The following is a 20,415-nucleotide window of genomic DNA, read 5'->3' as shown; positions in this document are numbered from 1 at the left end:
TTGTCTAAAATCATTCGAAATCAGATGAAGACTCAATCAGTGGCGGAGATAGATTCTTGCTGGGCTTCACGCCTAGTTCACGAACCTTTTCCGCTGACCGGATGAGGTTGCCTTTGCCGGTTTTGAGTTTACTAAATGCATCGTGATAGCTGGTTTGCGCTTGATCTAATCGTTGACCAAGTTTCTCTAAATCATCTACAAAGCCTACAAACTTATCGTAAAGATTGCCACATTGTTTTGCAATTTCTAAGGCATTGCGATTTTGATGATCTTGCCGCCATAGGTGGGCAACTGTTCGTAATGTTGCCATGAGAGTACTTGGGCAGACCAACACAATATTTTTTGCCAGAGCTTCTTGATATAGGTTTGGCGCAGTCTTTAATGCGAGTAAGAATGCTGGCTCAATGGGGACAAACATAAGCACGAAGTCGACTGATCCAACCCCATATAGGGAGCTATAGTTCTTTCCAGATAGGCCTTGGATATGTTGTCGTAGCGACTGAATATGCGCAGCCAACTCTTGCTCAGCAACTACAGGGTCAGTAGTTTCAGCATGGCGTGCATAGGCTGTTATGGATACTTTGCTATCTACAACCAGACTTCTGCCTTCTGGTAGCTTAATGACAACGTCGGGCTGTAGGCGAGAGCCATCAACTTGCGTGTGGCTGTCCTGCACAAGATATTCTTCACCCTTACGTAGACCAGAGGATTCCAGGATGGACTCTAATACCAGCTCTCCCCAATTACCTTGAACCTTAGAGTCGCCTTTTAATGCCTGAGTTAAGGAGCGCGTTTCATCTGACATTCGCAGATTGAGATTAGCCAAGCGCTCGATTTCACTTTTGAGAGCATGGCGCTCGCGAGCTTCATTGCCATAAGAAGCGCTGACTTGTTCTTTAAATTCAGTGAGCTTGGTTTGTAGTGGCTTTAATAGCGCATCCAGGCTGGCTGCATTTTGTTCGGTAAAGCGCTTAGATTTATCTTCTAGGATTTCATTGGCTAAATTTTTGAACTGATTTGTCAAAGCCTCTTTAGCTTCATTAAGTGATTCAATTCTGCCTAGACCTTGTTTGCGTTCAGAATCCAGCTCTGCCTCTAGGCGAATCGCATTTTGAAGTGCTTGGTCACGCTCGTTACGCAAGCTGAGCCCTAGAGCAAGATCTGTTTGGGCTTGTAGCTCAACACGAGCAAGGGTGGAGCGTAGGTTTAAGGCATAAACTAAAAGGCCTGCACAAACTCCAAATGGCAGGCCAAATAATAGAAGAGAGCTTAAATCAAAAGTCACAGCGTCAAAGTCTCAACGAAACTCTTGCTTAAGCTTTAACGAGTTTTTGCAGTTCGCCAGACTGGAACATTTCGGTCATGATGTCAGAGCCACCAATGAATTCACCATTGATATAGAGCTGGGGAATCGTTGGCCAATTTGCGAACTCTTTAATCCCTTGACGAATGCCGGCATCTTCCAATACGTTCACTGTATGGAGGTTTTCAACACCACTAGCGCGCAAGATATTAATGGCGTTTCCAGAAAATCCGCATTGTGGAAACTGCGCAGTTCCCTTCATAAACAATACCACTGGGTGGCTAGTAACGATTTCTTTAATTTGAGCTTGTGAGTCCATATATTCTTTCTACTAAGTTTCTACTGAGGCAGTCTTATTGCAAAGACGGTTTGAAAATAAGGTTTTGTTGATTTTAAGACTTAATGTGAAAAAAGGTTATTTCAACCTATTTTCTGCCCGAGGCGACGCGGTAATGGCCGCCTAAATCCAAATGTGTTTGGACATCCTGAAAACCCGCTTGCTGCATGAGGGCTACTACCGCTTCTGATTGGTCAAATCCATGCTCAACGGCAAGTAGGCCATTTGGGTTGAGATGGTGTTGGGCACCTGAAATAATGTTTTCTAAGCAGGTAAGTCCGTTGCTATGATCAGTTAAGGCAGAAATCGGCTCAAAGCGCAGGTCACCTTGGTTTAGATGAGCATCTTGGGATGTGATGTACGGCGGATTACTCAGAATGACGTCAAAAGAAGCGCTAGCTTCTACCGCCTCATACCAGCTTCCCTGAAAAAACTGTACTCGAGACTCCACATTCAATATCTTGGCATTTATTTTGGCAATTTCTAGCGCTTCTATGGATTGATCGGTTGCGGTAAGTTGCGCATTTTGAGCTTCATGCGCAATCGCTAACGCAATGGCACCCGAGCCTGTTCCTAAATCCAGAATTTTGGCTGGAGCATTCAAACGTTTAATTTCACGCAAGCCTATCTCCACCAAGAGCTCAGTTTCGGGGCGCGGTATCAGTACTCCAGGAGCAACATAAAGCTCAATATTGTGAAAGCCTCTTTTGCCAATTAGGTATGCAATAGGCTCGCCCTGAATTCTCTTGGATTCAAGTATTTTCCACTCTTCAAGCGCCTTAACGCTGAGCTCTAAATCATCGCGCGATAGTAGAGCGGAGCGCGGAAGTTGGTAATGCTTTTCCAGAATGTAAGCCATCAGAATTTTCGCCTCAGCGGTAGCGAGTACTGAATCGCTCAATAGGGAGCGTAGGCTTAAATCCTGATTCACGGATTTTGTGATCGCTTAATTGTCACCAAGGGCAGCAAGTAACTCTGCTTGATGTTCAGATGCAAGAGCATTACAAAGATCATCGATATCCCCATCCATCATGGCGTCAATTTTATAAAGCGTGAGATTGATGCGGTGGTCAGTGATACGGCCTTGTGGGAAGTTATAAGTACGAATGCGATCACTGCGATCCCCTGATCCTACGAGGGATTTTCGGGTTTGAGCCTCAAGCTTATGTTTCTCTCGCTCACGCGCATCCATGATGCGAGAAACCAATACCTTCATGGCTTGTTCGCGGTTGCGGTGTTGGCTGCGATCGTCTTGGCACTCAACTACGGTACCTGTTGGCAGGTGGGTAATGCGGACCGCAGAATCTGTTTTATTAATATGCTGACCACCAGCACCTGAAGCGCGGAAGGTATCAATACGTAACTCTGCAGGATTAATTTTGACCGCCTCAAGTTCATCTGCTTCTGGCATGACGGCTACAGTGCAAGCGGAGGTATGAATACGACCCTGCGTTTCTGTTTGTGGAACCCGTTGCACGCGATGACCACCAGATTCAAACTTAAGACGTGAGTAAACAGACTGTCCAACGAGACGAAGGACTACTTCTTTGTATCCACCTAAGTCAGATTCAGCAGCGCTGACCATTTCTACTTTCCAGCCTTGGCGTTCAGCGAACCGGGTATACATACGTAGTAGATCGCCGGCAAAGAGTGCGCTCTCGTCACCACCAGTGCCTGCACGAATCTCTAAGAAAACGTTGCGATCATCATTTTCATCTTTAGGAAGCAGAAGCTTTTGTAATGTGCCCGCAAGTGCTTCCATCGTAGCCAAAGCCTGCTTCTGCTCATCATCGGCAAAGTCCTTCATTTCAGGATCTTTGCGCATTTCCTCTGCTGCTTGGGCGTCCTCCTCGGCTTGCTTATAAAGGCCAAACTGCTCTACTACGGTAGCAATATCAGAATGTTCACGCGTGAGCTTCCGATAAGCATCCATGTCTTTGGTTGCTTCTTCGGAGGTTAATAAGGAGTTAAGTTCGGCTAAGCGCGTGTCTAGGTGGTCTAGCTTAGCCCGCATGCTGGGCTTCATCTAATGGTCTTCTGGCTTGGAATGCGAGGCGAATAGTTTGGGTAACAACTTAATCAAGGCGTCACGCTCAGCGCCATTAGAGTGTTGCAATGCATGGAGAGAGCCATGCAGAAATTTATTGGTTAGACCTTGTGCCATAGCATTGAGAACTTCTTGCGGATCATCGCCACGCATCAAGCGTTTCATTGCGCGCTCGAGTTCAAGTTGACGCAAACGTTCGCCTTGTTGCTGAATATCCTGAATCAGTGGAACCGCGTTGCGACCTTGCATCCAATGCATAAAGTTACCAACACGATCTTCGATGATCGCTTCAGCTTGGCTTACTGCCGCTTGACGTAAGTTGGCGCCAGTCTGAATCATCATCCCTAAATCATCAACTGTGTAGAGATAGATGTCATCCAGTCTGGAGATTTCAGGTTCAAAATCCCGCGGCACTGCTAAATCAATCATCACCATCGGCTTGTGGCGACGTTGTTTCAAGGCGCTCTCCACCATGCCAAGCCCAATAATAGGCAGGGATGAGGCGGTGCTAGAAACAATAATGTCGAACTCGTGCAGGCGCCCTGGTAGCTCTGAGAGCTTGAAGGACTCAGCCTCAACGTCTTGTTCAGAAATAGAGTCCGCAAGCTCCTGACCACGTTCTATAGTGCGGTTAGCAATCGCTACTGTTTTCGGTTTGCGCGCCACAAAATGCGTTGCACATAAGGTGATCATTTCACCGGCGCCGATAAACAAAATCTTTTGATCTGCAATTTTTTCAAAGATACGCTCTGAGAGGCGAACAGAGGCTGCAGCCATTGAAATAGAGTGTGCGCCGATTTCAGTAGAGCCGCGTACTTCTTTGGCAACTGAAAATGTTTTCTGGAAAAGTTGATTGAGATAGGTTCCCAATACACCGGCATCGTTTGCGGTGCGAACTGCATCTTTCATTTGACCTAAGATTTGTGTTTCGCCAATCACCATCGAATCTAAGCCGCAGGCAACTCTGAAGGCATGTCGCACTGCATCTGATTGTGGCAATGAATAAATGTGCGGCTCAAGACTGCTTGGAGCAAGTTGCTGAGTTTTGGCTAACCAATCGAATGTGGCTTCATGTAAAAGACCTGCGGCACTGGCATCATTTGCAGCACAGTAGACCTCGGTGCGGTTACAGGTCGACAAAATCGTAGCTTCGGGAAGCCCGGCCTGATTCGCGCCAACCAAATGTTGGCGAAGATCGTGCAACGCTTCTTGAAGAAATTCAGGGTCAAAGGCGACCTTTTCCCGAATGGCGACCGGCGCTGTGTGATGATTGATGCCGAGTGTCAACAACTTCATAATGGCAATTATAGATTTGATGACAGCATTAATGGGGGTATCAATGGGGTTTTTGGCTTTTCTGGTGATTGGGGGTATTTCTGGGGTGTCGGCCTGGATCTTTTACCCCGGAGTCTCTTATGGGGTTAAGCCTGGCAGGATTCTCATCGCCTTTTTACTGGGGTCTATTGCGGCGGCTGCTAGCTCTTATGCGGGGCAATACTGGGGTCTTTTCCAATCCGGCCAAATTCTAGAGTGGGCTAGCGCTATTTTTTCCGCCTGTGCCGTGGGGTGTATTTTTACTGCTTTAGCTAAATAAGTCGGTCTGATTGTTCTCCACCCACTGAATGGGCGAGCTCTTTTGTTCAATCAGCCATTGGTTGGCTTTGGTGAAGTGGTTGCAACTGGCCTTGCCCCCAGGCTCCAAAAATGGCTTATCCGTCTTATATACGCCAAGACCAGATGGGTGGGAGGATTGTAAAATCAATGGTTCCTGACCACCTTCAATCAATGGCAGCTTGGATTGGGCATGACCACCCCATAGCATCCAGACTAAATGAGGTCTGGTTTGAGATAAAGCGCTGATCAAATGGTCAATTAAGCTTTTCCATCCCAGACTCGTATGACTGCCAGCCTCACCCAATTTGACGCTCAAAGCCGTATTTAGAAGCAGCACTCCTTGCTTGGCCCAGCTGTGTAGATCTCCATTTGGCAAAGACCCAAAACCTTCTAATGCGAGTGCCTTGCTGATATTGCGTAGTGAGCTGGGAAATTCTCGTGAATTGATGGCAATCTCTGCGGGAATAGAAAAAGCCAGTCCCTGAGCCAGTCCTGGTGAGTGATATGGGTCTTGACCTAAGATCACAACCTTTACCGAGTCAACAGGACAAAGTTTGAGGGCTTTAAAAAAGTTCTGAGGCTCGGGCCTAACAACATCAGTATTAAGAGCAGCCTGCAAATTTTTCTCTAGCGAATACCAACCCTCTGACTCGAAATAATTCCCTAGTAATTCTTGCCAATCCTTTGGGATATCGTTTTTTGAAAATAGTGCTTTCAATTTCGATCAGACATCTTTCTTGGGTATCAGCTCATATTGCGCAGGTATCTGAGTAGATTGCAGTGTGACCATACGCTCATGCTCTAGATCATCGCGATAGAAAGTAATACGGGTGTGCGAGTTTTCAGAAAGACTGCCTAAGACCCTATCCCAGCGACCGCTGCTGACCCGCTGCCCATCAATGCTGGCTAGTAAATCACCAGCTGCTAGGCCTGCTGCTTGGGCAATCCCGCCATCAAGCACATGGGTAACTTTAAGCCAGCCATTGGCATCTACATGGCGCATCCCAAACTGCAGCTTGAGTTTTTCCAGCGTGGACTGCGTTTTTGTTTTTACAGAAATAAAATTTGAGCCAATCCATTTTTGCAGCGGAACATCTTCTGTGCCAAAAATATAGCGGGCCTTCATCTCATGCCAGATTTTGCTAAAGCCATTTCCTAGCAATTCAAAAATCACATCATCTAGCCCATCTTCTGGAATACCATCAAAGGTAACACCATGCTTATTCCAGAGTAGGCGCATGAGGTCATCTAGAGATTGTTTATTTTTAGTGAATGCGCGAATCTGCAAATCAAGACCAAGCGCTACCAAGGCGCCCTTACCGTAATAGCTGACAACCGTATTTGGGGTGTTCTCATCCACTTGGTAGTACTTGGTCCAGGCGTCAAATGAACTGTCAGCCACGCTCTGCTTATGGCGTCCAGGGCCACGCAAGATGCCATTCCAGTTATCTGCAACGAGTTTGAGATAGGTCTTAAGATCAATTCGTTTACTACGCAGTAGTTGGAGATCGTCGTAGTAACTTGTGAAGCCTTCAAACACCCACAGTAAGCGAGTGTGATTACGCTTGGCCAGATCATACGGTTGAAAGGCTTTTGGCTGAATGCGCTTAACCAGCCATGCGTGAAAATACTCGTGACTACAGAGGCCTAAGAATTCTCTATATGCAGATTCTTCAAAGAGAATATTTTCTTGGGGAATTTGATCGCGCCTGCAGAGTAGCGCAGTGCTATTGCGATGCTCAAGGCCGCCATAACCATTTAATACCGCATTGACTAAGAAAAGATATTCATTGAAAGGAGCGCGCTTAGATTTTGGTTCAAAGAGATCAATAGTGCTGGTGCAGATTGCTTGTAAATCTTGTGCAAGGCGCTTGGCATCAACAATATGATTGCAGCCCTGTATTGCCATGCGATGAGCTACACCATTTGATTTCCAGTGCACGAGTTGGAACTCGCCCATAGCTACAGGATGATCCAATAAATTATCATAATTTTGTGCCAGATAAAAACCAAATCCACGCTCATCTGTCTTGGCTGCTCTCAAGGTAGTTTGAACCGTCCAGTGATCAGCAAAGGCAAGCTCTGGTGCGGTGATAGCGAGTGAGCAAGGTAAATGCTCTTGTCCTTTGACGGCTAGGCATAGGCTGGTAGCGTTAAAGAAGGCGCGTTCGGTATCCAGATATGCTGCACGCACTGAAGAATCAAAAGCATAAACAGTGCTGAGTACCTCTACTGGATCATCGCATGGCGGTAAGCGCCAATGGTCGTTATCAATCCGTTCGAGAGTAATTTTTCTCTTAGCACCCTCTACTGAAAACGCTTCAATCGATTCCAGATGTTTACTGAAATCACGAATTAAATAACTGCCTGGAATCCAGGCTGGCATTTGCAGCACCTGTCCATCGGGATCGGGGTTAGCAATATGCAGTTTGACGCGATAGCGATGGCCGTGCAGATCGGCCGGCCAGACCGTATATTGAATTGCGGGTAAGTCGGCATGGTTCATGATATTTATTTCAGAGAACTAAATTTCTTTTCGATATCAGTAATTTGTACCGCGCCAGGGAAACGGCTGCCGTCAGTAAAAAATAAAGTCGGCGTGCCCGTGATTCCATAGGTTTTTGCAAAAGCCATGTTCTTATCTAATGGTGTGCTGCACTCCCCCTTGCCGCTAGGCGTAATACCATTCACCATCCAATCAATATAAGCCTTATAGGGATCTGAAGAGCACCAAATTTGCTTCGACTTTTGTGCAGAATCTGGAGACAAGATTGGAATCAAATACGTATAGATAGTGACGTTATCAAGCTGCTGCAAGGATTTTTCTAGGCGCTTGCAATAGCCACAGTTTGGGTCGGAGAAGACTGCCAGCTGGCGACTGCCATTGCCGCGAACATTTTTTATGGCGTGAGCGGGTGTTAAATCACTCCACTTAATGCGGTTTAAGTCTGCCTGTCTTTGTTCGGTAATATTTTTGCCTGATGCGAGCTCAATGATTTCGCCTTGAATCAAGTATTTTCCAGAGTTGTCGGTATAAAAAATATCATTGCCAACCAATACTTCATAAAGACCGGAAACTGGTGCTGGTGAAACACTCTTCACTTTGGCATTGGCACCCAACTTCTTTTGAATCTCAGTCTTCAATTGCTGTTCTTGTTGTGCATACAGTGGACTCGTGCAGAGTAGGGTTGTGCCAATAAATGCAATCGCAGATAACAATTTATTCAAAATCAATCTCTCCTAAAGCGCGTTCAATTAAGCGCTGTTTTATAAAGTGGCTTTTGTTTACTAGACCTAAACCCCAATTGCGGAGCTGGCGTTCAGTGCTACTACTTGCAGAAAATAATTTCTTGAGTTTATCGGTAACCCATAAGAGAGCGCTAGTGTCGCCTTGACGTTGTCGTTCATAACGTCGAAGCAATACCAAGTCACTAGGTGCGCGGAACGATTCACGCTTGCCCAAAATATTCAGCAGTACGGCAACATCTCGCAGCCCTAGATTCAGGCCTTGCCCAGCTAGTGGATGCATGACATGGGCTGCATCGCCAATGAGCACAACCTTCGGAGAGGCGTCGGGCCCGATAAATCGTTTAGCCCGAATCTTTCTCAAAGGGAAAGCTGCTGGTACTGAGTTCAGAGTCAGCGCGCCTAATTGTTTGGTGATGGCGCCATTAGCAATGGATGAGAGTTGATCCAGCCATTGCGCTTGGTCTAGTCTTAATAAATCAGCTGCATGTTCTGGGGAAGTAGACCAAACCATCGACACTTGTTTTCCTGGCAAGGGCAGCATGGCAACAATATCGCCGCCTGGCAAAAACCATTGAAAGGCAGTTTCTAAATGGGGATAGTCACAAAGCCAATTGGCAACCACTGCACTTTGTGAATAACTTTCTTCACTCGCGCTAATACTCAATTCCTTGCGAATTGGTGAGTTGGCGCCATCAGCTGCAATTACGAGTTGCGCACGAATGCCCCCGCCATTTTTTAAAAGCAGAGTACTTCCGTCAGCGTCCACCTGAATTTTTTCTACAACATCATTGATGCGCTCTAACTTGTTCTGAAAACGCGAGGCTTGATCAATGGTGTGCTCAATTAAATTGGCTTCTCCTATCCAGGCAAGCTGTGGAGTGCCCGCTTCAAATGCGGAAAGATGGAGTTGATCATTTTTTTCGCCGCGATCACCGTAGATGCGCATATCTCGGACTGCTTGCAGGCGGTTGTGATCAATTGCATCCCAAATATGCAAATGAGCCAGTAATTTTTGGGTGCTAGGAGAAAAAGCATAGATTCTTTGGCCCCATTGAGCGCCTTGCGGACTTGGGACGTTTTCTCCTAAATCGGGGGCAATTTCAATGGTTTGTAAGCCAAGCTGGGCTAGACCTAGGGCGCAAGCCTTGCCAGTAATGCCTCCGCCGACCACAACAACGTCTACTGTGCGGATTTGGGTGGAATGGGCGGGGGACTTGGGCACGTGATTTGGGTGAACTTCTGACATAACTCGATGATATCGAAACCAGCCCCTTTACAATAATGCTATGTCTTTGAAATGTGGCATCGTCGGCCTGCCTAACGTCGGCAAATCTACCCTCTTTAATGCGCTTACCAAGGCTGGGATCGCAGCGGAAAACTATCCTTTCTGCACGATTGAGCCTAATGTGGGCGTTGTTGAGGTTCCTGACCCCCGTCTAGCCGCCTTGGCTGAGATCGTGAAGCCTGAGCGCATCCTGCCTGCAGCAGTCGAATTTGTCGATATTGCTGGTTTGGTAGCTGGCGCCTCAAAAGGCGAAGGTCTTGGCAACCAGTTTTTAGCGAATATTCGTGAAACGGATGCTATTACCCATGTCGTCCGGTGTTTCGAGGATCCCAACGTCATTCACGTTGCCGGGAAAATCGATCCCATTGCTGACATTGGTGTGATTGACACTGAATTGGCCTTATCAGACCTCGCAACGGTTGAGAAAACCCTGAATCGCTCAAGCAAGGCTGCTAAGTCTGGCAATGATAAAGAGGCTGCTGCTTTGGTTGCTGTTCTGACTAAAGTTCAGACTCATCTAGATTCTGCTCTGCCAGTACGCAGTTTGAATCTCAATGACGATGAAAAATTATTGATTAAGCCGTTGTGTTTGATCACTGCTAAGCCTGCGATGTATGTTGCAAACGTCAAGGAAGATGGCTTCTCAAATAATCCACACCTCGAGGCTGTGAAGCAACATGCGGCAAAAGAAAATGCTCCAGTTGTTGCTGTATGCGCTGCGATTGAAGCAGAGATCGCCGACTTAGAAGAAGCAGATAAGATTGAATTTTTGGCCGACTTAGGAATGGAAGAGCCAGGCCTAGATCGTGTGATTCGTGCGGGTTATTCATTGCTTGGTTTGCAAACCTATTTCACGGCAGGAGTTAAAGAGGTTCGTGCTTGGACTATCCATGTTGGTGATACAGCACCTCAAGCGGCCGGCGTGATTCATACAGACTTTGAGCGTGGCTTTATTCGTGCTCAGACAATCTCCTACGAAGATTTTGTGCAGTTCAAAGGAGAGTCTGGCGCCAAGGAAGCCGGAAAGATGCGCGCGGAAGGTAAAGAGTATGTTGTTAAGGATGGAGATGTACTGAACTTCTTGTTTAACGTCTAAAGCCCTCTTATTTCTACCCAATAAAAAAGCCCTTTTCAGGGCTTTTTGCTTATGTAGTTGTGCTGTAACAATTAAGAGGCTTTTGCTGCCTTCTCTAAGCATTTAGAAATTTCTTCATAGCGCTTTAGAGCAATCTTGGTAGGCAACACTTCCTTTTTACGACCATCAGCATTGGCAGCCATTTTGATATAGCCCAAAGCGCTGAGATTTTTAAGTCGACCATGCAAGGTAGCTTGTGAGCCTAGGTCTGAAATGGAGATTAAATCACCAACCAAAATTGCTTGCTTTGCATGGGCGCAAGAAACAATCTTGTCGAGCAAACTCTCTTCGATACAGTCCAACTTCTTGCCTGGGTTGATTCGATCGAGAGCATCAATCAAGTTAAGGAACTTGATGTAGGGTGACGGTTTAGTAGATGACATATTTAATATTTATTTGTATTAGCTCTAGGGCTAGCACTAGTGTATTCCCTTAGCCTACTTTTGGCAATTGATGCGTATCAATAAAAATTAATCCATACTAATAACAATGTCTAAATTATTCGCAATTTCTTCGGAATGGTTTTTCGGGTGCGCAATTAGTGCGATGGCGTACACACTTCTTTTTTATTGCAATAGCTGGCTTACCAACAGTATTACTTTTGGCTTAGGGGTGAGTTGGATTTATCTACCTGCTGGTTTACGGTTATTTTTGACTTTGATTTTTGGTTTACCCGGCGCCATTGGTATTGCTATAGCCTCATTTTTAATTAGCTACTACGGTGATTTTCCGCACGATCTAATCTTATGTATTGGAACTGCATTAATTTCAGGATTTGCCCCTTATTTGGCTAGATTTTTTGTTTTTAACAATCTTCGCCTTGAGTCAGACTTAAGTAATCTCAATTTCCCTAAACTCATTGCTTGTATTTTGATTTATGCCTTGCTCTCTGCAGGCTTGCATCAGTGGTGGTTTTCAGTGATGGCTTTAGAAAATACAGGCACTGTAAATCACTTTTTAGTGATGTTTATTGGTGATGTGCTGGGCTCGCTACTATTAATCTCTTTGATCAAATACTGCTTAGATCTATTGCGAAAGGCTAGGAAAACAGCTCACTAAGGGCTGCGCCTGGATCTTTAGCGCGCATAAATGCTTCCCCAACTAGGAATGCGTTGATTTGATTGTTGCGCATGAGCTCTACATCCGTGCGATTCAAGATACCAGACTCTGTGACTAAGGTTTTGTTGTCCGGAACCATGGACATTAGAGAGAGGGTGGTTTGCAGTGTTACCTCAAAGGTTTTGAGGTTGCGATTGTTAATACCAAGCAAAGGTGTTCTGAGTTCTAGGGCTTGCTCTAATTCTGGGGCATTGTGAACTTCGACTAAAACATCTAGACCTAATTCATGAGCGCAAGCCTCGAGCTCTTTCATTTGATTTAATTCTAGACAAGCCACGATCAGCAGGATTGCATCGGCGCCAATCGCACGAGCTTCATAGACTTGATACGGATCAATGGTGAAGTCTTTACGCAAAACGGGAATATTGCAGGCGGCACGAGCTTCTTGCAGATAGGCATTGCATCCTTGGAAATAATCCATATCAGTCAGTACTGATAAACAAGCTGCACCATGATTTTCGTAGGACTGGGCAATGTCTGCTGGAACGAAGTTATTGCGCAAAATGCCTTTGCTTGGGCTTGCCTTTTTGATTTCAGTAATGACTCCTGCCTTACCAGCGGAAATCTTGTTCTCAATAGCCTGAATAAAGCCTCTTGGCTTTAAAAGGGCATCACGGTTATTAGCTTCAGCTTGCTCGCGTTGATTGGTAAGCGACACTTTCTGCAGACAGTTGGCCACTTCAATCTTTTTAGTGGCAACAATTTTATCGAGGATATCGCTCATGAATAATCAATTATTGAGAATGGGTTGCTGTAACAAAAGCATCTAACTTTTGGCGTGCCGCTCCAGAGGTGATGGCTGTTTTAGCCATTGCAATACCGCTAGCAATGTCTTTGGCTACTCCAGCTACATAGAGGGTGGCTCCAGCATTAAGGCAGACGATATCGCTTGCGGGTCCGGGTTTGCCATCGAGCACATCCAAGACAATCTGCTTGGACTCTTCAGCATTAGCTACTTTAAAGCCGTTGGTGGGTGCGGTATTTAATCCAAAATCTTTTGGATGAATTTCATATTCACGTACCAAGCCATCCTTAAGTTCCCCAACTAAGGTGTGACCCTCTAAGGAAATTTCATCTAGGCCGTCTCGCCCATGCACAACGAGAGCATGCTCCATTCCCAAAGCTTGTAATACACGCGCCTGAATACCAACCAGGTCAGCATGAAATACACCCATCAAAATCCGCTTGGCATCAGCAGGGTTGGTAAGTGGGCCAAGGATGTTGAAGATAGTCCGGACACCAAGCTGCTTGCGGATAGGTACTACGTTCTTCATCGCTGGATGATGATTCGGGGCAAACATGAATCCCGCGCCTACTGATGAGATGCATGTGGCTACCTGCTCAGCAGATAAAGCTAGATTCACACCAAGCGCCTCTAATACATCTGCGCTGCCTGATTTACTGCTTACACTGCGATTACCATGTTTGGCTATCTTTGCGCCCGCTCCCGCAGCTACAAACATCGCTGCAGTAGAGATGTTAAATGTATGGGCGCCATCACCACCTGTGCCCACCACATCCACCAAGTGCTTACGGTCATCCACTTTTACTGAGGTAGCAAACTCGCGCATCACTTGTGCAGCAGCAGCGATTTCACCAACAGTTTCTTTTTTAGTGCGCAAGGCAACCAATAATCCGGCTACCAACTCTGGTGCCATTTCACCGCTCATGATGAGCCGCATCATGGCTGTCATTTCATCATGAAACAGTTCGCGATGTTCAATGCAGCGTTGTAGAGCTTCTTGCGGAGTAATTGACATAGCGCTATTGGCAGACTGTTTATTTATTTTGTAAAAAATTCTTGAGCAGGGCGTGTCCGTGCTCAGAAAGAATGGATTCTGGATGGAATTGCACGCCCTCAACTGCGAGTTCTTTATGGCGTACGCCCATAATCTCGCCATCGGATGAAGTTGCAGTCACCTCAAGCATTGCTGGCAGGGAGCTTTTTTCAATGGCTAATGAGTGATAGCGAGTGACCTTAAATGGATCGGGCAAATTTTTAAACACACCGACACCAGTGTGATGAATGCTGTCGGTCTTGCCATGCATGACTTTTTGGGCGCGAATGACTTTCCCACCAAATGCTTCACCAATAGCTTGGTGCCCCAAACAAACGCCAAGGATCGGAATTTGACCTGCGTAACGCTTGATGGTTTCGACTGAAATACCTGCCTCAGAAGGGCTACATGGCCCAGGTGAGATGCAAATGCGTGCTGGATTCAGTTTGGCAATATCCTCCACGGCAATTTCATCATTACGAAAGACTTTGACCTCTTCGCCAAGCTCTGCAAAGTACTGAACGAGGTTGTAAGTAAATGAATCGTAGTTATCAATCATTAGGAGCATCGAGTCCTCCTTGTACTAAATCTGCTGCAGTCAATACCGCGCGTGCTTTGGCTTCTGTTTCTTTCCATTCGGCAGTTGGGTCAGAGTCAGCAACAACGCCAGCCCCAGCCTGAGAGTGCAGCATGCCGTCCCGAATTACACCGGTACGAATAGCAATGGCCACATCCATATCGCCTGAGAAAGACAGGTAGCCTACTGCGCCACCATATACGCCGCGCTTCACAATTTCCATTTCATCAATGATTTCCATCGCCCGAATTTTCGGCGCGCCTGATAGGGTACCTGCCGGGAAAGTCGCTCGTAATACGTCCATATTGCTCATATTGTCCAAAAGATCGCCTTCTACTGAACTCACGATGTGCTGAACGTGGGAATACTTCTCAATAGACATGGAGTCGGTTACCTTAACTGAGCCAGTCTTGGCAATTCGACCCACGTCATTACGTGCTAAATCAATCAACATCACATGCTCGGCAATTTCTTTGGGGTCAGCCAGAAGTTCTTTAGCTAAACGCTCATCTTCCTCTGGATTGGCTCCGCGGGGACGGGTGCCGGCTAACGGTCTGATAGTAACAATCTTCTCGGCAGCCCGTTTTTCTTGCCGTACCAAAATCTCAGGAGATGAACCCACAATTTGCAAATCGCCAAAGTCATAGAAGTACATGTATGGCGATGGATTAAGTGAGCGTAACGCTCTGTAGAGGGCTAACGGTGAGTCTGTAAATGGCTTGCTAATGCGTTGACCGATAACTACCTGCATGCAATCGCCGGCCAAAATATATTCTTTAGTTTTGAGTACTGCTTTCTCAAAATCGGCTGCTTTGAATTTACGAATGAGTTCAGTTTTAGCGCTTGGTAAAGATGCCGGCATATTTGCTGGCTTATTGAGGCAAGCGAGTAATTCTTTTAAGCGATCTTGTGCTTTTTCAAAACCATTAGCAATGCTCGGATCTGCATAAACAATCAAATAAATTTTGCCAGCAACGTTATCAATCACTGCCAACTCTTCAGTCAACATCAGTTGAATATCGGGTACGCCTAATTCATCTGGAAGTTGATGTTTGGCTAAACGTGACTCGATATAGCGAACGGTGTCATAACCAAAATAGCCGGCAAGACCACCACAAAAGCGGGGCATGTCAGCTTGCAAGGCCACCTTAAAACGCTTGAAATAAGCATCCACAAAATCGAGTGGATTATCAGTATTTGTCTCAACTACTTTTCCATCAGTGACTACTTCGTTGACTGGTGTTGAAGGGGTGCCAACAGTTCTGACAATAGTCCTGGCAGGCAGGCCAATAAAGGAGAAGCGACCGAAACGCTCGCCACCTAAAACAGACTCCAGTAAGTAAGTATTGGTCTTACCAAACGCTTGAGTCAGCTTAACGTAGAGTGATAGCGGAGTCTCTAGATCTGCCAGAACTTCTTTGACCAGGGGAATACGATTGAAACCCTGCTTTGCTAGAGCGTTAAATTCTGCAAGCTGCATTACGCTTTTCCTGACTTTCCTAATTCAGTGCGCATTGCTTGAATTACCTTTGCATAATTTTCTTGTGCATAAATTGCTGAGCCTGCAACAAAAGTATCTGCGCCTGCTCGTGCTACTTCTGCAATGTTATCGACTTTAATTCCACCATCTACCTCAAGACGAATATGTCGACCAGTCTCAGCTTGGTAGCGATCAAGGCGTGTGCGTACTTGAGCAATCTTATTGAGGGTGCTGGGAATAAATGACTGGCCACCAAAGCCTGGGTTGACTGACATGAGCAATACGAGATCTAGCAATTCCAAAGTGTGATCGAGATGGTCTAGCGGCGTGGCCGGATTTAAAACAAGACCCGCTTGACATCCCTGATCGCGAATCAAGTTCAATGTGCGATTGACATGAGGGCTTGCTTCGGGATGAAAGCTAATTAAATTGGCACCCGCTTTAGCAAAGTCAGGGACGATACGATCTACTGGCTCAATCATTAAATGCACATCGATCACCGCAGGCTTTCCATCTTTATTTGCATAAGGCCGAATAGCCTCGCAAACCAAGGGGCCAATAGTGAGGTTGGGCACATAGTGGTTATCCATCACGTCAAAGTGAATCCAGTCAGCGCCTGCCACTAAAACGTCCTGAACTTCCTTGCCAAGGCAGGCGAAGTCAGCCGACAAAATGGATGGGGCAATAACAAATTGACTATTTGAGGATGATTTTTGGCTTTCCATCCCTAGATTCTAGCTTGCAGTTGGCCTTAGGATGGAGCAGAATTCGTCCATGAATCCCCACGAAATGAGCATTACGGTCAAAGCCCAGTACCTTCCTGAGCAATCTGACCCCGATAACCGCCAATTTGCCTTTGCTTATACGGTAACTATCCGCAATACGGGAACTGCCAGTATTCAGGTAATTGCCCGCCATTGGTTCATTACAGACGGGGATAACGATGTCCAGGAGGTCCGAGGCCTGGGCGTTGTTGGGCAGCAACCGCTATTACGCTCTGGAGAGCACTTTGAGTACACCAGCTGGGCAACATTGCCCACTCCGGCCGGAACGATGCGTGGGGAGTATTTTTGTGTCACTGAGGATGCCCAGTTCTTTCAGGCCCCTATCCCAGAGTTTGCCCTGGTGATGCCACGTACCCTGCACTAATGTAGGGTGGTGAGAATGCTATTTTTTGCCCTTGCCGGTCCAAAGAACAATAAATAACAAAAGTCCTAAGGCAACAGCGCCTTCAAAAACAAACAGTAGCATTGGGTATTCATCGAGTAAATTGGCAATCATGATTTCTAAATTTAAATTAGTTCCGTTAAGTGTATTCGCTATCCTCATAGCTAGCTTGATTGTTGGATGTTCTACGCCTCCTACTCGGGGGATGGGATATCGCTCAAGCGGTTCCGGCGCTTCGCCTTCAAGCTATAGCTCCTCGATTGCAAGTTTTAGCGCTGTCTCTTGGCAAGCCTTGCCTGGATGGCAGGAAGACGACTTGTCTCAGGCTTGGCCTGCTTGGTTAAAAAGTTGTGATGCTTTGCGTAAGAAAAGTACTGATGTGAACTGGCGCTCAGTGTGTGCCCAGGCTGCCAATGTATCAAGCCGTGATACGCAGGCTATTCGTAAATATTTTGAAAATAATTTTCAAGCTTATGAAATTCGCAATAGCTCCGGTAGTGATACGGGCTTGATCACAGGTTATTACGAACCAGTAATGAATGGCTCACAAACTCGTACGAGCACTTATAACGTGCCGCTTTACGGCTACCCTAATGCTTGGCGCAAATCTAAGCCCAACCCAGGCCCAAGCCGTGCTGAGCTAATGAGTTCTGGTGTCTTGCAGGGCTCTGAAATTGCTTGGGTGCAGGATCCAGTAGCAGCAGCCTTCATGCAAATTCAAGGTTCTGGAAAAATTCGTCTTGAGGATGGACGCATCCTGCGTCTGGGTTTTGCGGGCACCAATGATCAGCCTTTTAAATCCTTTGCTCAGTGGTTGTTAGATCGCAAAGAAATCACACGTAGTGAAGCGACGATGCAAGGCATTTCACAATGGGCTAAAAGAAATCCCGGCCAAGTAAATGAAATGCTGAATGCCAATCCTCGTTTTGTTTTCTTTAAAGAGTTGCCTGGCAATGTCTCTGCTGATTTAGGTCCCAATGGCGCTCTCGGTGTTCCGCTCACAGCTGAGCGCAGTATTGCGGTAGATTTACAAGCCTTGCCACTGGGCGCGCCTGTCTTTTTAGCAGCCACCAAACCATTAAGCAGTCAGCCTTTGCAAAAGCTGGTGATGGCACAGGATACGGGCAAAGCAATTGTGGGTGGTGTCAGAGCCGACTACTATTGGGGATCCGGAGATGCTGCTGGAGAGATGGCAGGTCGTATGAAACAAAATGGCAGGATGTGGTTGTTGTTGCCACGTTAATTAATACTTTTCACCGAAAGAAATTCATGAGCTACAAAACTATTTTGACTGAAGTGGATGGTAAGGTTGCTACCATTACTTTGAATCGCCCTGAAGTGTTAAATGCCTTGAACGACCAGCTCATGGAAGAACTTGGCGCTGCATTATTGGCATTTGACGCGGATGACAATATTGGTTGCATGATCGTTACTGGCAGTGAAAAGGCATTTGCTGCTGGAGCGGATATTGCTTCAATGGCCAAGTACGGCTTGAAAGATGTTTATCGCGGTGACTTTATTACCCGTAACTGGGAAGAAATTAAAAAAGTACGTAAGCCTGTAATCGCCGCTGTCTCTGGCTATGCGCTTGGCGGCGGCTGTGAGCTGGCCATGATGTGTGACACGATCATGGCGGCTGACAACGCTAAGTTTGCGCAGCCCGAAGTAAAGCTAGGGATCATTCCTGGGGCTGGAGGTACGCAACGTTTACCGCGTGCGGTATCAAAAGCCAAGGCGATGGATCTGGCTTTGACGGGCCGCATGATGGATGCTGCTGAAGCTGAGCGCTCTGGTTTAGTCGCACGCATCTTCCCGCAAGCGGACTTATTAAAAGAGGTCAAGGCGATTGCTAAAGGAATCGCAGACATGCCTTTATTGACTGCAATGATGGTGAAGGAAAGTATTAATACTGCTTACGAAACTACTTTGTCTGAAGGCATCCATTTTGAACGCCGCCTCTTTCATGCTTGCTTTGGAACGAATGACCAGAAAGAGGGTATGGCTGCGTTTATGGAAAAACGCCCAGCCAAATTTACGAATTCTTAATTCAATAGCCGAAGAGAAAGTTTGAAGGGATTCAGTTTTTTTCTAGGAAGCGTTGAGCTAGTTTGACCCAATAGCTCACGCCGACTGGAATCAAGGAGTCATTGAAGTCATAAGAAGGGTTGTGTAAGTGGCATGGGCCCATGCCATGACCTACCGAGCGATGATCACCGTCTCCATTACCTAGGAATACGTAGCAACCAGGCTTCTCCAACAGCATAAATGCAAAGTCTTCCGCGCCCATTGTAGGGTCGATCGAAGCATTAACATTTTGCTTGCCAACCAATTCACTCATGACCTCGGTAGCAAACTCTACTTCGTTGGCGTGATTAATTAGGGGTGGGTAATTTCTAGAAAACGTAATTTCAGCTTGGCAATCAAAGGCGCTAGAAACGCTATGGGCAATTTCTCGTAGACGTTGTTCAATGAGATCCAAGACATCTAATGTGAATGTGCGTACCGTACCGCCGATAAAAGCATTATCTGGAATGACATTGCTCGTTTCGCCCGCATGAAATTGCGTGATGGACAAAACTGCAGCATCCACAGGACGTTTATTGCGTGTAATGATGCTTTGTAATGCAAGCACTACTTGGGCACCAGCAAAGACTGGATCTGCGCTATTGTGGGGTAGAGCGGCATGACCGCCTTTTCCAGTGATGGTAATTTCAAAAGTATTGCTTGAGGCCATCATTGGGCCAGAGGTCACTCCAAAGTGACCCTCTGCCAAGCCGGGCCAGTTATGTAAGCCAAATACTGCATCGCACGGGAAGTCTTTGAAGAGTCCATCCTTGATCATTTCATTAGCACCAGCACCGCCCTCTTCGGCTGGTTGGAAAATAAAAATCACTGTGCCTTTGAAGTCGCGGTGATTGGATAAATATTGTGCGGCACCAAGCAGCATTGCGGTATGGCCATCATGTCCGCAAGCATGCATTTTCCCGGGGTTTATTGATGCATGGGCAAAGTTGTTGTGCTCTTGCAGTGGAAGTGCATCCATATCGGCGCGCAGACCAATCATTTTGCCGGGACCCAAGTCACCATCTAAACGACCTACGACACCTGTTTTTCCCATGCCGCGGTAGACGGCAATTCCCCAGCTAGAAAGCGCTTCCGCAACTAGATCGGCGGTGCGATTTTCTTCGAAACGCAATTCAGGATGTGCATGAATATTGCGTCGAATTTCTTGAATGGCTTCTGCGGAGTCAATAATTTCTTGGGCTAAATGCATGCCTTTATCTTATCCGAAAGTCTTTGGAGATGTCTTTTAAGCGAAATTAC

General features: G+C 46.4%; 22 protein-coding genes. 6 read left to right on the top strand and 16 right to left on the bottom strand.

Annotation, left to right across the window (positions count from 1 at the left end):
• Positions 1 to 10: 10 nt before the first annotated feature.
• The 5 genes from VC159_RS10245 to hemA all read right to left on the bottom strand — a co-directional run bounded on the left by VC159_RS10245 (position 11) and on the right by hemA (position 4,983).
• Positions 11 to 1,285, bottom strand: a complete 1,275-nt coding sequence (locus VC159_RS10245; RefSeq protein WP_323473531.1) for a DNA recombination protein RmuC — start codon at positions 1,283 to 1,285, stop codon at positions 11 to 13.
• 28 nt (positions 1,286 to 1,313) lie between these two features.
• A complete protein-coding gene (grxD, locus tag VC159_RS10240; RefSeq protein WP_072583421.1) occupies positions 1,314 to 1,622 on the bottom strand; it encodes a Grx4 family monothiol glutaredoxin in 309 nt (102 codons plus the stop codon).
• A 106-nt stretch (positions 1,623 to 1,728) separates the two neighbouring features.
• Positions 1,729 to 2,571, bottom strand: coding sequence for a peptide chain release factor N(5)-glutamine methyltransferase (prmC, locus tag VC159_RS10235; RefSeq protein WP_323473530.1), 843 nt, complete (start codon positions 2,569 to 2,571; stop codon positions 1,729 to 1,731).
• Positions 2,572 to 2,586: 15 nt separating this feature from the next.
• A complete protein-coding gene (prfA, locus tag VC159_RS10230) occupies positions 2,587 to 3,666 on the bottom strand; it encodes a peptide chain release factor 1 (RefSeq protein WP_215358891.1) in 1,080 nt (359 codons plus the stop codon).
• Positions 3,667 to 4,983, bottom strand: a complete 1,317-nt coding sequence (gene hemA / locus VC159_RS10225; protein ID WP_215358892.1) for a glutamyl-tRNA reductase — start codon at positions 4,981 to 4,983, stop codon at positions 3,667 to 3,669.
• A gap of 1 nt (position 4,984) precedes the next feature.
• Here hemA and VC159_RS10220 point away from each other — a divergent pair, with 1 nt between their 5' ends.
• The gene (locus VC159_RS10220; protein ID WP_323473529.1) at positions 4,985 to 5,281 is read left to right on the top strand and encodes a hypothetical protein; all 297 of its coding nucleotides are present in this window, start codon (positions 4,985 to 4,987) and stop codon (positions 5,279 to 5,281) included.
• On the opposite strand, the gene VC159_RS10215 is transcribed toward VC159_RS10220, so the two are convergent.
• Genes VC159_RS10215 through VC159_RS10200 form a run of 4 tightly spaced genes read right to left on the bottom strand, consistent with a single transcriptional unit; the run spans position 5,270 to position 9,796 of the window.
• Positions 5,270 to 6,019 (bottom strand): uracil-DNA glycosylase, encoded by a 750-nt coding sequence (locus tag VC159_RS10215; protein WP_323473528.1) that lies wholly within the window; start codon positions 6,017 to 6,019, stop codon positions 5,270 to 5,272. The genes VC159_RS10220 and VC159_RS10215 overlap by 12 nt on opposite strands.
• A 6-nt stretch (positions 6,020 to 6,025) precedes the next feature.
• A complete protein-coding gene (locus tag VC159_RS10210; RefSeq protein ID WP_323473527.1) occupies positions 6,026 to 7,807 on the bottom strand; it encodes a M61 family metallopeptidase in 1,782 nt (593 codons plus the stop codon).
• A gap of 5 nt (positions 7,808 to 7,812) precedes the next feature.
• On the bottom strand, positions 7,813 to 8,529 hold the full coding sequence (locus VC159_RS10205; protein WP_323473526.1) for a DsbC family protein: 717 nt from the start codon (positions 8,527 to 8,529) through the stop codon (positions 7,813 to 7,815).
• Complete coding sequence (locus VC159_RS10200; protein ID WP_323473525.1) at positions 8,522 to 9,796, bottom strand: FAD-dependent monooxygenase; 1,275 nt, start codon at positions 9,794 to 9,796, stop codon at positions 8,522 to 8,524. Before VC159_RS10200 ends, VC159_RS10205 begins: the two co-directional genes overlap by 8 nt.
• A gap of 40 nt (positions 9,797 to 9,836) precedes the next feature.
• Between VC159_RS10200 and ychF the strand changes: the two genes are divergently transcribed.
• Positions 9,837 to 10,931, top strand: coding sequence for a redox-regulated ATPase YchF (ychF, locus tag VC159_RS10195; RefSeq protein WP_216121513.1), 1,095 nt, complete (start codon positions 9,837 to 9,839; stop codon positions 10,929 to 10,931).
• A 71-nt stretch (positions 10,932 to 11,002) separates the two neighbouring features.
• Here ychF and VC159_RS10190 read toward each other — a convergent pair whose 3' ends face one another.
• Positions 11,003 to 11,353 carry a hypothetical protein gene (locus tag VC159_RS10190; RefSeq protein ID WP_216154347.1) on the bottom strand — a complete coding sequence of 117 codons (351 nt, stop codon included), beginning with the start codon at positions 11,351 to 11,353 and terminating at the stop codon, positions 11,003 to 11,005.
• Positions 11,354 to 11,459: 106 nt separating this feature from the next.
• On the opposite strand from VC159_RS10190, the gene VC159_RS10185 reads away from it, so the two are divergent.
• Positions 11,460 to 12,029, top strand: coding sequence for a hypothetical protein (locus tag VC159_RS10185; protein WP_323473524.1), 570 nt, complete (start codon positions 11,460 to 11,462; stop codon positions 12,027 to 12,029).
• Here the strand turns inward: VC159_RS10185 and trpC are convergent.
• From trpC to rpe, 5 genes are read right to left on the bottom strand one after another with little or no spacing between them, the layout of a single operon-like run.
• Positions 12,010 to 12,813: an indole-3-glycerol phosphate synthase TrpC gene (gene trpC, locus VC159_RS10180; RefSeq protein ID WP_323473523.1), complete on the bottom strand. Its 804-nt coding sequence runs from the start codon at positions 12,811 to 12,813 to the stop codon at positions 12,010 to 12,012. The two genes, VC159_RS10185 and trpC, sit on opposite strands and share 20 nt — an antisense overlap.
• A gap of 10 nt (positions 12,814 to 12,823) precedes the next feature.
• Positions 12,824 to 13,849 carry an anthranilate phosphoribosyltransferase gene (gene trpD, locus VC159_RS10175; protein ID WP_323473522.1) on the bottom strand — a complete coding sequence of 342 codons (1,026 nt, stop codon included), beginning with the start codon at positions 13,847 to 13,849 and terminating at the stop codon, positions 12,824 to 12,826.
• 19 nt (positions 13,850 to 13,868) lie between these two features.
• On the bottom strand, positions 13,869 to 14,435 hold the full coding sequence (locus tag VC159_RS10170; protein WP_216232271.1) for an aminodeoxychorismate/anthranilate synthase component II: 567 nt from the start codon (positions 14,433 to 14,435) through the stop codon (positions 13,869 to 13,871).
• Positions 14,419 to 15,924 (bottom strand): anthranilate synthase component I, encoded by a 1,506-nt coding sequence (gene trpE / locus VC159_RS10165; protein WP_323473521.1) that lies wholly within the window; start codon positions 15,922 to 15,924, stop codon positions 14,419 to 14,421. The genes VC159_RS10170 and trpE overlap by 17 nt, the downstream gene beginning before the upstream one ends.
• A complete protein-coding gene (gene rpe / locus VC159_RS10160; protein ID WP_215358904.1) occupies positions 15,924 to 16,649 on the bottom strand; it encodes a ribulose-phosphate 3-epimerase in 726 nt (241 codons plus the stop codon). The genes trpE and rpe overlap by 1 nt, the downstream gene beginning before the upstream one ends.
• 49 nt (positions 16,650 to 16,698) lie before the next feature.
• Between rpe and apaG the strand changes: the two genes are divergently transcribed.
• From apaG to VC159_RS10145, 3 genes are all read left to right on the top strand, one after another.
• Positions 16,699 to 17,073 carry a Co2+/Mg2+ efflux protein ApaG gene (gene apaG, locus VC159_RS10155; protein WP_072583449.1) on the top strand — a complete coding sequence of 125 codons (375 nt, stop codon included), beginning with the start codon at positions 16,699 to 16,701 and terminating at the stop codon, positions 17,071 to 17,073.
• Between the two features lie 130 nt (positions 17,074 to 17,203).
• Positions 17,204 to 18,334: a murein transglycosylase A gene (locus VC159_RS10150; RefSeq protein ID WP_323473520.1), complete on the top strand. Its 1,131-nt coding sequence runs from the start codon at positions 17,204 to 17,206 to the stop codon at positions 18,332 to 18,334.
• A 26-nt stretch (positions 18,335 to 18,360) separates the two neighbouring features.
• Positions 18,361 to 19,137 carry an enoyl-CoA hydratase gene (locus tag VC159_RS10145; RefSeq protein ID WP_215358906.1) on the top strand — a complete coding sequence of 259 codons (777 nt, stop codon included), beginning with the start codon at positions 18,361 to 18,363 and terminating at the stop codon, positions 19,135 to 19,137.
• Positions 19,138 to 19,168: 31 nt separating this feature from the next.
• Here the strand turns inward: VC159_RS10145 and VC159_RS10140 are convergent, their stop codons facing one another.
• Positions 19,169 to 20,365, bottom strand: a complete 1,197-nt coding sequence (locus tag VC159_RS10140; RefSeq protein WP_323473519.1) for a M20 aminoacylase family protein — start codon at positions 20,363 to 20,365, stop codon at positions 19,169 to 19,171.
• Positions 20,366 to 20,415: the final 50 nt, after the last annotated feature.

Source organism: Polynucleobacter sp. JS-JIR-II-c23, assembly GCF_035011225.1.
Lineage (GTDB): Bacteria > Pseudomonadota > Gammaproteobacteria > Burkholderiales > Burkholderiaceae > Polynucleobacter.
Note: the sequence above shows the minus strand (reverse complement) of the source record. Positions and strands in the feature narration are given on the sequence as shown.